The organism is Paenibacillus sambharensis (assembly GCF_003233845.1).
Lineage (GTDB): Bacteria > Bacillota > Bacilli > Paenibacillales > Paenibacillaceae > Paenibacillus_I > Paenibacillus_I sambharensis.
In genome coordinates this window covers 273,635-286,639 of the sequence record NZ_QKRB01000036.1, presented here as the reverse complement: position 1 = coordinate 286,639, position 13,005 = coordinate 273,635, and the positions used below count along the sequence as shown (strand labels likewise).

At 50.6% G+C, this 13,005-nt stretch carries 8 protein-coding genes and 11 tRNA genes; all 19 read left to right on the top strand.

The window, feature by feature from the left end:
* Window positions 1-152: 152 nt before the first annotated feature.
* The 19 genes from DNH61_RS06675 to glmS all read left to right on the top strand — a co-directional run bounded on the left by DNH61_RS06675 (window position 153) and on the right by glmS (window position 12,863).
* Window positions 153-228 (top strand) — tRNA-Asn (locus tag DNH61_RS06675).
* Window positions 229-231: 3 nt separating this feature from the next.
* Window positions 232-307 (top strand) — tRNA-Thr (locus tag DNH61_RS06670).
* A 7-nt stretch (window positions 308-314) separates the two neighbouring features.
* A tRNA-Glu gene (locus DNH61_RS06665) sits at window positions 315-389 on the top strand.
* Between the two features lie 25 nt (window positions 390-414).
* A tRNA-Val gene (locus DNH61_RS06660) sits at window positions 415-490 on the top strand.
* A 3-nt stretch (window positions 491-493) separates the two neighbouring features.
* Window positions 494-568 (top strand) — tRNA-Gln (locus DNH61_RS06655).
* A gap of 5 nt (window positions 569-573) precedes the next feature.
* Window positions 574-646, top strand: a tRNA-Lys gene (locus DNH61_RS06650).
* A gap of 7 nt (window positions 647-653) precedes the next feature.
* Window positions 654-736: transfer RNA gene (locus tag DNH61_RS06645), tRNA-Leu, on the top strand.
* A gap of 128 nt (window positions 737-864) precedes the next feature.
* On the top strand, window positions 865-1,152 hold the full coding sequence (locus DNH61_RS27215; RefSeq protein WP_425452224.1) for an HXXEE domain-containing protein: 288 nt from the start codon (window positions 865-867) through the stop codon (window positions 1,150-1,152).
* A gap of 451 nt (window positions 1,153-1,603) precedes the next feature.
* Window positions 1,604-1,678: transfer RNA gene (locus DNH61_RS06640), tRNA-Gly, on the top strand.
* 10 nt (window positions 1,679-1,688) lie between these two features.
* Window positions 1,689-1,765 (top strand) — tRNA-Arg (locus tag DNH61_RS06635).
* Between the two features lie 16 nt (window positions 1,766-1,781).
* Window positions 1,782-1,858: transfer RNA gene (locus tag DNH61_RS06630), tRNA-Pro, on the top strand.
* Window positions 1,859-1,867: 9 nt separating this feature from the next.
* Window positions 1,868-1,941: transfer RNA gene (locus tag DNH61_RS06625), tRNA-Gly, on the top strand.
* Between the two features lie 259 nt (window positions 1,942-2,200).
* Complete coding sequence (gene ppc, locus DNH61_RS06620) at window positions 2,201-5,008, top strand: phosphoenolpyruvate carboxylase (RefSeq protein ID WP_111145877.1); 2,808 nt, start codon at window positions 2,201-2,203, stop codon at window positions 5,006-5,008.
* A 181-nt stretch (window positions 5,009-5,189) separates the two neighbouring features.
* Complete coding sequence (gene sigW, locus DNH61_RS06615) at window positions 5,190-5,747, top strand: RNA polymerase sigma factor SigW (RefSeq protein WP_425452222.1); 558 nt, start codon at window positions 5,190-5,192, stop codon at window positions 5,745-5,747.
* 123 nt (window positions 5,748-5,870) lie between these two features.
* Entirely contained in the window at window positions 5,871-6,506 is a 636-nt protein-coding gene (locus tag DNH61_RS06610; RefSeq protein WP_111145875.1) for a zf-HC2 domain-containing protein, read from the top strand.
* Window positions 6,507-6,678: 172 nt separating this feature from the next.
* Window positions 6,679-7,512, top strand: coding sequence for a diadenylate cyclase CdaA (gene cdaA / locus DNH61_RS06605; RefSeq protein WP_111145874.1), 834 nt, complete (start codon window positions 6,679-6,681; stop codon window positions 7,510-7,512).
* On the top strand, window positions 7,505-8,956 hold the full coding sequence (locus DNH61_RS06600; RefSeq protein WP_111145873.1) for a CdaR family protein: 1,452 nt from the start codon (window positions 7,505-7,507) through the stop codon (window positions 8,954-8,956). Before cdaA ends, DNH61_RS06600 begins: the two co-directional genes overlap by 8 nt.
* A gap of 55 nt (window positions 8,957-9,011) precedes the next feature.
* The gene (gene glmM, locus DNH61_RS06595; protein WP_111145872.1) at window positions 9,012-10,367 is read left to right on the top strand and encodes a phosphoglucosamine mutase; all 1,356 of its coding nucleotides are present in this window, start codon (window positions 9,012-9,014) and stop codon (window positions 10,365-10,367) included.
* A 663-nt stretch (window positions 10,368-11,030) separates the two neighbouring features.
* Window positions 11,031-12,863 carry a glutamine--fructose-6-phosphate transaminase (isomerizing) gene (glmS, locus tag DNH61_RS06590; protein WP_111145871.1) on the top strand — a complete coding sequence of 611 codons (1,833 nt, stop codon included), beginning with the start codon at window positions 11,031-11,033 and terminating at the stop codon, window positions 12,861-12,863.
* Window positions 12,864-13,005: the final 142 nt, after the last annotated feature.

Sequence of the window (13,005 nt, the reverse complement as noted above, 5' to 3'; positions counted from 1 at the left end):
CGGGGTGGAAGCGCAGCAATGCGTGCAGCTGACGAATACTAATCGGTCGAGGGCTTATCCTATTAAGAACAAACAAACCAGCTAAGTTCTACAACTTCATTCGCATCCGGTTTTCAGGGTGTAACACCCTGAAAGTAACAACTTTATATTGTTCCCTGATAGCTCAGTTGGTAGAGCACTCGACTGTTAATCGAGTTGTCACAGGTTCGAGTCCTGTTCGGGGAGCCATTTGCTCTCATAGCTCAGTAGGTAGAGTGCATCCATGGTAAGGATGAGGTCACCGGTTCGATCCCGGTTGAGAGCTCCAGTCTTGTGGCCCGTTGGTCAAGGGGTTAAGACACCTCCCTTTCACGGAGGTAACAGGGGTTCGAATCCCCTACGGGTCACCATTTCAGTTTCACTTGTATTAGTTAAGGACGCTTAGCTCAGCTGGGAGAGCATCTGCCTTACAAGCAGAGGGTCGGCGGTTCGATCCCGTCAGCGTCCACCATGTTGGGGATTAGCCAAGCGGTAAGGCAACGGACTTTGACTCCGTCATGCCTAGGTTCGAATCCTAGATCCCCAGCCATTTTTGAGCCATTAGCTCAGTTGGTAGAGCACCTGACTTTTAATCAGGGTGTCGTAGGTTCGAGTCCTACATGGCTCATGTTTATGCGCGTATGGCGGAATTGGCAGACGCACCAGACTTAGGATCTGGCGGGAGACCGTGGGGGTTCAAGTCCCTCTACGCGCACCATACATACAAATGTACTCACAACCTTTTAGGGTGTGAGTTTTTTGTTGTTATAAGGGTTTAATTTTGGACTACACAACATTAAGCAAACAAACAGAGGATTACGTTCGTTTAAGTAGCTTGCAAGTTGGATATGGAGTTTCTGGAACGTAAACTCCTACACCTTTGCCAAGAGGGACGTTATAATTTTTCGTCATGTCTGTAATTGTGTTCCTGAAAGCTCAAATCGCCGAAAGTTCATGGAGTTTGGTGCTTTTTATCAGTTTTTTTGTTTTGGTTTAGCTTATCATGCAGCTCATCTATTACTAACGTTGGTTATACGGAAAAATACTCCAGGGTTATACACAGGTTTATTTCTTGTAACTCCCTACATGACTTATTACTTTACCGTCTTTATAAAACTGCACTCAGCTGCTTAAAATGGCTTTAAAGAGATGTTATGGCACCTGAGGGCCCCAATATCGGGAGAGGCCGCTCAGAGCCTATAGAAAGCCTTCTGAGAAGCCAATCATGACGTCTAAGGTATAAAAAGACCTCTAAGACTTGTTAAGAGGCTATTCCACAGACACAGTTTTCAACTTAATTGAGATTTTGCTCCTTAACTTTGTTGAGTAAGGGGTATAACAACAGCGTGTCCCGGTAACAATTGACTTAGCGGGAGAGCAGGATTCCCCAGTCAGCATCATTTCCTTAAAAATTCGAGTCAGCGAAAGCGAATTTATAATAGACGGAAAATCCGCGTCAATACAGGATTTTTTAGAACTCCAAAAGAAAAAGTAAAACTTTTTTTAAAAAACAGTTGCATTTAGTTTGAGGAGGTGGTATATTATCAATTGTCGCCTCTGACAAAACGTTATGAGAGCAACACAAGCGGAAGTGGCTCAGCGGTAGAGCATCGCCTTGCCAAGGCGAGGGTCGCGGGTTCGATTCCCGTCTTCCGCTCCATTATAAATAAGTGCCCTTAGCTCAGCTGGATAGAGCGTTTGACTACGAATCAAAAGGTCGGGAGTTCGAATCTCTCAGGGCACGCCATTAAGCTTTACAATGTCGGGACGTAGCTCAGCTTGGTAGAGCACCTGGTTTGGGACCAGGGGGTCGCATGTTCAAATCGTGTCGTCCCGACCATATCATCACGCGGGTGTAGTTCAATGGTAGAACTCCAGCCTTCCAAGCTGGTAGCGTGGGTTCGATTCCCATCACCCGCTCCACTACATATGCTCAAGATCCTGAGAAGAAATCAGGATCTTTTTTTGTTTTTCAGTTCATAGTATTGAATAAATATACATATACAAGCTGCTGCAGATTTTCTAATTTTCCTTGCTGTTAAGCGGCTTGGTAACTATAAAGCCTTGAATATCAAGGCTTTTTCATACGACCAAAAGGCGAAAGGACTTCAACCTTGTTGTAATTTGTAGTATGATAAAGAAAGTATGTTTTTACGAAAGTTATGAAGTCAGGAGGAAGGGTATGTCCGAACAGGTGGTTTCACAACAAGCGGCGAGCCGTCCGCAAACTAGCAATTTGCTGCGGAGGGACGTCCGGTTTCTAGGAAATATATTGGGCGAAGTGTTGATCCATCAGGGCGGACAAGAGCTGTTTAACGAGGTAGAGAAGATCCGTGAGATGAGCAAGGCGCTTCGTGCGGAGTTCACCACAGAACGGTATGAAGCATTCAAACATGTGATTGAGTCGCTTAGCCCGGAGATTCGTCATCAGGTCATTCGTGCGTTTGCTATTTACTTCCAGCTCGTTAACATTGCCGAGCAGAATCATCGGATCCGCAGAAAACGGGATTACGAGCGCTCGGCAGGAGAAGCTGTTCAGCCGGGGTCAATTGAAAGCGCAGTTCAAGATTTGAAGGAAAACAACATTCCGGTTGAAGATGTTCAGACCATCATGTCCGAAATATCGCTAGAACTGGTTATGACAGCTCATCCGACTGAAGCCACGCGCAGAGCGGTGCTGGATATTCACAAACGGATGGCAAACGATGTTATGGAGCTCGATAATCCGACACTTACATTCCGTGAGCGGGAGAAGCTTCGTGAGAAGCTGTTGAATGAAGTGCTGACCCTATGGCAGACGGACGAGCTGCGGAGCCGCAAGCCAACCGTAATTGATGAAGTGCGTAATGGATTGTTTTATTTTGATGAGACGCTCTTCGATGTGCTCCCAGAGGTATATGAGGAGCTTGAACGGTGTCTGGATAAATACTATCCGGGAGAACACTGGCATGTTCCAGCCTATCTCAGATTCGGTTCCTGGATCGGCGGAGACCGTGACGGTAATCCTTCCGTAACATCAGATGTCACTTGGGAAACACTGACACTCCACCGTAAGCTGGCTGTGAAGAAGTACCGGGAAGCGTTCCGGGAGCTTATGCAGCTGCTGAGCTTTAGCACCACGATTGTAGATGTATCCGATGAGCTTCTGAAGTCGATCGAAAAGGATAAGCAAGTCCTGGATACAAGCAAATGCAAAGAACTGTGGCGTAACGAAAAAGAGCCATACCGCATTAAGATTGGCTTCATGCTCGAGAAGCTCGCCAACACTCTCTCGGACGAGAAGAAGGGCCAGCTGCAGCGCTACAATAATCCGGAGGAACTGAAGCAGGACCTGCTGGTCATTGACCGGAGCCTGCGCCAGCACTTTGCTGATTATGTTGCAGATACACAGATTCGCAAGCTGATCCGGCAGGTTGAATTGTTCGGCTTCCATATGTCAGCGCTTGATATCAGGCAGCACAGTAAAGAACACGAGAATGCCATGACGGAGATTTTGAGTCAGATGCATATAGTGGATGACTATTCGGCTATGGATGAGGAGGCTAAGATTGAGCTTCTCAATAAGCTGCTGAACGATCCGCGGCCGTTGACAGCCAGTCATCTGGAGTATTCGGATTCGACCAGAGAGTGCCTGGATGTATATCGCACGGTATACCGGGCGCAGCAGGAATTCGGCGAGCATTGTATCTCAAGCTACCTGATCAGCATGACACAAGGCGCGAGTGACCTGCTTGAAGTTATGGTGTTTGCGAAGGAAGTTGGCTTGTTCCATAAGGATGCCAACGGCAATGTCAGCTGCACCCTGCAGTCTGTGCCGCTCTTCGAGACGATTGATGATCTGCATGCGGCGCCGGACATCATGAAGCGGCTGTTCGAGCTTCCGATCTACCGGGCGGCTGTTACAGCACGTCAGGACCTGCAGGAGATCATGCTGGGTTACTCCGACAGCAACAAGGACGGCGGGGTAGTAACCGCTAACTGGGAGCTGCGGGTAGCGCTTAAAGAGATTACGAAAGCGGCTAAGGCCTATAACGTAAAACTCAAGTTTTTCCACGGCCGTGGGGGCGCACTTGGCCGGGGCGGCATGCCGCTGAACAGAAGTATTCTTGCTCAGCCGCCTCATACGATTGGCGGTGGCATTAAGATAACTGAGCAGGGTGAGGTTCTCTCATCCCGGTACGCTATGCAGGGCATTGCATACAGAAGTCTGGAGCAGGCCACATGGGCGCTGATCACAGCAGCGAAGCAGGCAAAGTTCCCTGAAGCGAGACTGGGCAACTTTGACCGTTTTGAGGAAATGGCCAAGTCGATATCCGAACTGGCACAGGTGAAATACCAGGATCTGATTTTCCGTGATCCGGATTTCCTTACCTTCTTCAAGGAATCCACGCCGCTGAACGAAATCGGTGAGCTTAACATCGGTTCCAGACCTTCGAAGCGTAAAAACAGTGACCGCTTCGAGGATCTCCGGGCTATACCTTGGGTGTTTGCGTGGACGCAGAGCCGTTATCTGCTCCCGGCCTGGTATGCGGCAGGTACGGCAATGGTTCAATACGCTGCCGGCAGTGAAGAGAAGCTGAGCCTGCTGAAGCAGGCGTATAATGAGTTTCCGTTCTTCCGCTCGCTCATCGACAATCTTCAGATGGCTCTTGCCAAGGCAGATCTTCACATTGCCGAGGGCTATGCGGGTATGATCCAGGAAGATTCGGTCCGCAGCCGCATCTTCAGTCTGATCGAGCAGGAATATGAGCTTACTTCACAGATTATCCTGCAAATTACCGGTCAGGATGAAATTCTCGATAATGTGCCGGTGATCCAGGAATCCATTAAGCTTCGTAATCCTTATGTAGATCCCCTGAGCTATCTGCAAGTGCAGCTGCTGAAAGAGCTGCGTGCACTTCGGTCTGCGGAAGAGGATGACGCTGAACTGCTGCGGGAAGTGCTGTTGACAATCAACGGCATTGCAGCTGGTCTTCGGAATACAGGCTGATTGGACAGATGAACATTTATAGATTACACACCGGGTATGAATGGTTCTCCATTCATCCCGGTTCTTGTATTACAGCCGAATTTCTAATACGATTCTTGCGTATTGAAGTGTACGGTATTGCCGAACGGTCGGCCAAGATCCGGCCATGCGGCACGTCTGGAGGAACGATGGTGTGATATCCATGGAAGCGCGACTGGCGCGGCTGGCTTTGAAAGGCGATCAGCGGGCTTTTGCCGAGATCGTCGGGCTATATCAGGACAAGTTGTACCATATGGCATATCGGATGCTTAACAACCGGCAGGAGGCCGAGGATGCGGTTCAGGACACCTTCCTGCGCGTGTATAAGAATCTTGACCGCTACGATGAGAATATGAAGTTCTCGACATGGATTTATCGGATCGCGACTAACCTGTGTATAGACAGGCTGCGCAAGCGCAAGCCAAGCTATTCGCTTGATGCCGAGTCGAATGACCATGAAGGGCTGGATGGCTACTCTATGATTCCGAGTGACAACCGGACGCCAGAGAGCGAGACACTGCTATCTGAAGTGCAGCAGACGATACATAAAGCGATAGATACCTTGCCAGCCAAGTATAAGACTGTGATGATTCTCCGCTATCTGCAGGAGCTGTCGCTTCAGGAGATTGGGGATGTGCTGGATATGCCGGTTACAACCGTCAAGACAAGAGTTCACCGGGGAAGAGAGTTTTTACGTAAGCGGCTGGATCGGGAATTGTAATGATTTATCGCTTTTCTAAAATTTTCTTAAAAGCTTTTCTAAAAAAGTTGAAACGGTTGCCTTCCTGGCACGTATCGTATAGCACAAGCTTGTGTTCAGCAAACTAGGAAAGGACTGGCTGCCATGAATTGCAATGTCGCCACGTCATGGATTCACGACTACTTGGACGGCGAGTTGCCGCGGGAAGAAGCGATTCAACTGAAAGCCCACTTGCTCGCTTGCCCGGCATGCAGGTCCCGATTTGAACAGCTTGAACGAACGGAGGCGTACGTTCAGGCGGCGTTCTCTGCGGATACGAGAAGCCTGGCTGGCTCAGAGGCCTATAATGCGGCCGCGCTTACAGACCGGATTATGGGAACCCTGCCGGCAGCGCCACAGAAGCGCTCATGGACCCGCTGGCTCCGAAATCATCCGGCAATAGCGGTAGCGAGCGTTTTTGCTATGGTCATGCTGTCAAGCTTCATCACAATGTGGGAGCAGCATGGAGAGCTTGTTGTACGCGGAACAGACCTCGACCAGGTTGTGATCACGGGTAACAGAGTCATCGTCCCTGAGGGGGCGCGTGTTAGCGGCGATCTAACGGTGGAGAATGGTATAACCGAAGTCGCAGGAGAAATACAGGGCAACTTGACTGTCATCGACGGGACGTTGAATATGGCGTCTACTGCCAAGATTATCGGAGAAGAGAAGACCATTAACCAAGCACTGGATTGGGTATGGTACAAGTTGAAACGGACGGTAAATGATCTAGCATCATGATAAATAACAGCCTCCCGGACAATTCGGGAGGTTTTTTTTCTATATATGAGCTACAATAGTGATTAAGGGATGCCTTGGGAGGATTTCAAGCGGTGAATCCCGAATGTAAAACCAATGGTTCTTAATACAGACAGATGCAGATGCAGGTGCAATCGCCATAGGAGGCGGGTGTGTGAATTATTTTGCAAATTTGACTTGGAATGAATGGATTAAGGATATCATCGATGTTGGCATTGTTAGTTACATCATATATAAGTTGATTCTGCTAATCCGGGGAACCCGGGCCGTACAGCTGATTAAGGGCATATTCGTACTGGTTGCCACTTGGGCGATCAGCACCTGGCTGAATCTCTATACGCTCAAGTGGCTGATGAACCAGATGTTCACGTTTGGTGTCGTAACCGTGCTGATTATCTTTCAGCCGGAGCTGAGGCGTGCGCTGGAGCAGTTGGGAAGGGGCAAGCTCTTTGGCCGGACAACCTATGTCGATCGGGATATCAGCGACCGGATAAGTGAAATTATTAAAGCCGTGAATTATTTATCTGCCAGAAAGATTGGCGCATTAATTGTTTTTGAACGGGACACCGGCCTGAATGAATATATTGAATCTGGCATCTCGATGCAATCCAGGATCAGTTCGGAACTGCTCATTAATATCTTTATCCCGAACACGCCGCTTCATGACGGGGCGGTAATTATCCGAGGGAACCAAATTATGGCAGCCGGCTGTTATTTGCCGCTCTCCGAGAATCCCTTCATCAGTAAGGAGCTTGGGACCAGACACCGGGCGGCTATCGGGGTGAGTGAGGTTTGCGATGCGATCTCCGTCGTTGTGTCCGAAGAGACTGGTCAGGTATCGCTGGCAGTCCACGGCATGGTCGTGCGCGACATTAAGGAAGAGTCATTGATCTCGAAGCTGTTCGAAGAATTGAGCCCGAAGCGGGCAGCCGAGCGGGTTAAACCGAAAATGTCCTTCTGGAAACGGAAGGGGGATCAGAATGGATAAATGGCTGAATCATCCGACGTCACTGAAGATCATTTCCCTTGCCCTGGCACTGCTGCTGTGGGCGGTTGTGCATTTTGATCCAGAATCACCTAGTACAGTCACAGCAACAACAGATACCAAAATCTACGAAGCCGTCACCATTCATGCGGAAGGGCTGGATGAGAAGGCTATGGCGCTAAGAGTCATGGAGCCTTCGGTTGTGCGCATGATGGTAGAGGGAAGCCGATCAGACCTCCTGTCTGCATCTCCGGATGCATACAAGGTATGGGTGGATTTAAGCGGACTGTCTGAGGGTGAACACGAGCTTACCCTGCGTTATGAGCTGCCTTCGCGGGTTAGGCTGCGTGATATTTCACCATCAAGAGTTAAAGTTGAGTTAGTATCTGTGCAGACGAAGGAATTTGTAGCTGAGGTCAAAACAAGCGGACAGCCTGCGAATGGGTATAAGGTCGGCACACCGATCGTGAAGCCAAACAGCCGTGTGTTTGTCACACTGCCGAAGGACCGGCTGGACAGAGTGGCGATGGTTGGCGCTATCGTGAACGTAGATGGAGTCGACGAGAATCTCGTTGAGAAGAAGGTGCGTCTAGCTGCTTATGATGCAAATGGCAAAGAAATCAGTGATGCAGTTCTTAATCCGAATGTTGTAGAGGTAGAGGTTCCAATAACACTGCCTTTCAAATCACTGCCGCTGCAGCTCAGTTATACAGGTAAACTGCAGAATGGCTTAAGCATTGCATCCATACAGCCATCAGTGGATACTGTGACCGTATACGGACCGCAGGAGGTACTTGATCAGCTTGAATTTTATGATGGTGCGGTCATTAATCTGGCTGCCGTTAAGGAATCAGGCACAATCCCGCTGGAGCTGAAACCGACGAATGGATTAACGGCGGTAGAGCCTAAACAAATTGAAGTGAATGTGGAACTGGAGCCATCTGAGACGGTAACCCTTCCACAGCTTGAAGTAACAATGGCAGGGTTATCAGAAGGACTTGAAGCAGCATTTGCAGAGCCTGCAGACGGCACGATTGATATTCAGGTTACCGGAGCACCAAGTGTTCTCGCAGAACTTACAGCCAAGGATGTGCAGGTGATCGCGGATTTGAACGGCCTTCCGCCAGGCCAGCATGAGGTCCGGTTGGATGTTCACTTGCCTTCGTCTGTAACGCCAGGCTTCGCTCAGCCGCCCGTTGTGAGCATTCATATAACGGACCCTGCGAAGGAAGCGTCGGCTGAAGCAGAACCGCAGGAGCCCGCTCCAGAAGGAGAACAAGCTGAACAGCCGCAGGCGGAAATGGAAGGCGGCAGCCAAGCTGAAGGCGGAGAAGCTGCCGGTACAGGGAACTCAAGCGGGAAAGCTGCTGACGGAACAGGAGAGGCAGCCGCTGAACCGAGACAAAATGGGACTAATGAAGGGCAGGAATCCGGCAACGCGGGTTGAATAGAATGATAAGGTAAACAACGCCTTTCATGACAAAAGGAGATTGGATCTGACAATGGGGAAATATTTTGGAACTGACGGTGTGCGCGGTGTCGCGAATCGTGAGCTGACACCGGAGCTTGCTTACAAGATCGGACGCTGTGGCGGATATGTTCTGGCGGGGAAAGTGGATAAGCCAAAGGTAATTATTGGTCTTGATACTCGGATATCAGGTCCGATGCTCGAAGCGGCGCTAACGGCAGGACTGCTGTCGATTGGCGCGAGTGTGATCCGGATCGGTGTTGTCTCTACACCGGCAGTGGCTTACTTAACTAGACTTCTCAGGGCGGATGCGGGCGTAATGATTTCGGCTTCTCACAACCCTGTTGCCGATAACGGCATCAAGTTCTTCGGTGCGGATGGATTCAAGCTGTCCGATGAGACCGAACTTGAGATAGAGCGTTTAATGGATGCCGAAGCCGATGAGCTGCCGCGTCCAGAAGGCGCAGGAATTGGTTCGGTCACTGTCGATGACAAGGCCAAGTACCGCTACCTGGACTACTTGAAGACAACGGTAGAGCAGTCCTTCAAGGGCCTCAAGATTGTTCTGGATTGCGCTCATGGGTCGGCATATGAGCTGGCTCCAACTGTATTCCGCGAGCTCGGAGCCGAAATCATCACGGTTGGTGCAGAGCCGAACGGCTTGAACATCAACGATGGCGTAGGCTCCACTCATCCTGAATATTTGAAGGAGCAGGTTCTTGCGCATGGTGCAGACCTGGGCCTGTCATTTGACGGGGATGCGGACCGCCTGATTGCCATTGACGAGCAGGGCGAGGAAGTGGATGGCGACTTTATTCTCTGCATATGCGGCGATGCGATGAAACGCAGCGGCAAGCTGAAGCATGATACAGTTGTAACGACGGTTATGAGCAATATCGGATTCTTCAAGGCAGCAGAAGGACTGGGTCTAAAATCGGCACGAACAGCTGTGGGCGACCGGTACGTGATGGAGGAGATGCGCCGGGGCGGGTTTAACCTGGGCGGTGAACAGTCCGGCCATGTTATTTTCCTGGATTACAATACGACCGGAGACGGCATTCTGACTGCGCTGCAGCTTGTAGACACGCTGGTGGCGTCTGGCAAGAAGCTGGGTGAGCTCAAAACACTGATGCGCAAGTTTCCTCAGGTTCTGGTCAATGTACGTGTTGGCGACAAGAGTCTGTACAAAGGCAATGCAGCCATTGCGGCAGCTGTCGAGAAGGTGGAGCTGGAGCTTGGCGACAACGGCCGGGTACTGGTTCGCCCATCCGGTACAGAATCACTGATCCGCGTGATGGCGGAAGGTCCTGACAAGGATCAGATCGAAGGCTATGTCAATCAGATCGTAGAAGTGGTAAAGGCGGAGCTGGGTGCTGCTGCGGCAGTATAAGGCCCCCGCCTGATTCGGACACCCCTCTGCATGTGTACTCATGTGCATAGGGGTTTTCATTTGCTCCGCTAAATGACAGCGAACGATAGCCAGGGGGATCTGTTTTCAGAAAAATAGGTCTAATTGCGCATCATATCAGCTGTTATATCTTGTTTGTTCGACCAGGACTGACAAAAATCTTGGTTGCGCCCGAAGCGGAAAATGAATATGATAGGATAAGTGATTCGAGAAGGAAAGGCAGGGTAGAGGTTGACCATAAAGCTTCATAAGCGCCAGAGCTTGTGCGGGTATCATGGAAGGGTAAGCAGGTTGGCCCGACTGATGATACGGCAAGCTGACGAGGTGGAGGTGTTCGAATTGTTCGGCGGGGACCTCCCGGCTATTCATTCAAGCCGTAAGCTGAAACGCAAAACGTCCGGGCGACCGGGTGGACAACGAATCAGCGGAATGCCAGCTAGGTAAGTTACGATACGGAATCGTTAAATTATATGCATTTCTCGAATGTCCCCGCTGCCGTGGAGCATGGTTAGGACAGCTGGTTGTTGCGCACCGGAACACGTTCGGGAAATAACAATTGAATGTATGTCTTAAGCAGCTATGCACGGTATCCGGGACTTCGGTATGTTCACACAAAAAAACCGAACAAGCGGAGGTCTATTAAACATGTGCGGAATAGTTGGCTATATTGGTAAGAGAGATTCACAGAGCATCTTGATCGAAGGTCTGAAGAAGCTGGAGTACCGAGGCTATGATTCGGCAGGTATTGCTGTATTTACGGAACAGGGACTGGTTGTGAAGAAGTCGAAGGGCCGTCTTGCGGTTCTCGAGGAGAAGCTGACAGGTGCACCGCTCGAAGGCTCTGTAGGGATCGGGCACACACGCTGGGCGACACACGGCAAGCCGTCGGATGAGAACTCTCATCCCCACACGGACAATTCCTTCAAGTTCTCCGTTGTTCACAACGGTATCGTAGAGAACTACCTGGAGCTTAAGGAAGAGCTGATGATGGACGGACACAAGTTTGTATCCGAGACGGATACAGAGGTCATCTCTCATCTGGTTGCTTCCGAATACGACGGTGACATCGTCAAAGCCGTTCAGCGTGCGGTGAAACGTATGCGCGGCGCATTTGCGCTTGGCGTGCTGACCGAATACGAACCTGATCGTCTGGTTGCTGTTCGTTTTGCCAGCCCGCTCGTTATTGGTATCGGAGAAGGCGAGAACTTCATCGGCTCCGACATTCCGGCCATTCTGGAGCATACACGTGATGTGTATATCCTGAACGACGGCGAAATGGCCATTCTGACACGCGGTGGTGTCGAGCTGATGACGACTGAAGGCGAAATTATTTCCAAGGAAATATTCCGTGTCGATTGGGATCTGATTACCGCGGAAAAGTCCGGTTTTGACCACTTTATGCTGAAGGAAATTCATGAGCAGCCAAAGGCTTACCGTGACACGATGCGCGGCCGTATTTCGGATGATTCCCGGAAGGTTGTGCTGCCAGAAATCGGCATGACACACGAGCAGATCAAGGGGATCAACCGTGTGCATATCGTTGCCTGCGGGACGGCCTACCATGCCGGCCTGATCGGCAAGACGGTTATCGAGTCGCTGGCTCGCATTCCGGTGGAGACGGATGTCGCTTCGGAGTACCGTTACCGCAACCCGATCATCACGCCGGACACGCTGGTTATCGTAGTCAGCCAATCGGGTGAAACCGCCGATACGCTTGCGGCACTGCGTGAAGCTAAGCGCTGCGGAGCTCGCGTGCTTGCAATCACGAACGTAGTGGGCAGCTCGGTAGCCCGCGAAGCGGATGATGTTATTACAACCTGGGCTGGACCGGAAATCGCGGTTGCGTCCACGAAAGCATACACGTCACAGCTTGTGGCATTCTATCTGCTGGGCCTGTATCTGGCACAGACGATTGGCACACGTGATGAAGAGTTCATTGCGGGTGTGCTGGGTGCAATGAACGAGCTTCCAGAGCAGGTTGAGCTGATTCTGGAGCAGTCTGAAGTATTGAAGAAAATCGCCGAATCGATGGCGAAGCACAGCAGCCTGTTCTTCATCGGCCGCGGCCTGGACTGGGGCGTTGCGCAGGAAGGCTCGCTCAAGCTGAAGGAGATTTCTTATATCCACTCCGAGGCTTATGCGGCAGGCGAGCTGAAGCATGGCACGCTGGCTCTGATCGAAGAAGGCACACCGGTTATCGCACTGGTAACGCAGGAGGATCTCTACGAGAAGACGCTGAGCAATATCAAGGAAGTAACGGCCCGCGGAGCTTATGTGCTGGGTGTAACTAACCAGAACAACCAGCTCGAAGTAGGCAAGTCCGTTGACGAGCTGTTCGCCATTCCGAACACGCTGCCGCTGCTGACACCGGCCCTGTCGGTTGTACCGCTGCAGCTGATCTCCTACTACGCATCTCTTGCACTCGGCCATGACGTCGACAAGCCGCGTAACCTGGCGAAGAGCGTTACGGTTGAGTAGGAACAGGGGTTCAGAGCGATTTGTTAACAGCTAATAAACCCCCGCTTCCTGCTTATTATAACCCTGCACAAAGCTTATAAAGTATGACTACAAGTCGAGTTGATTTCAGGAATTCGTTCCTGATTTCACTCGGCTTTTTTTA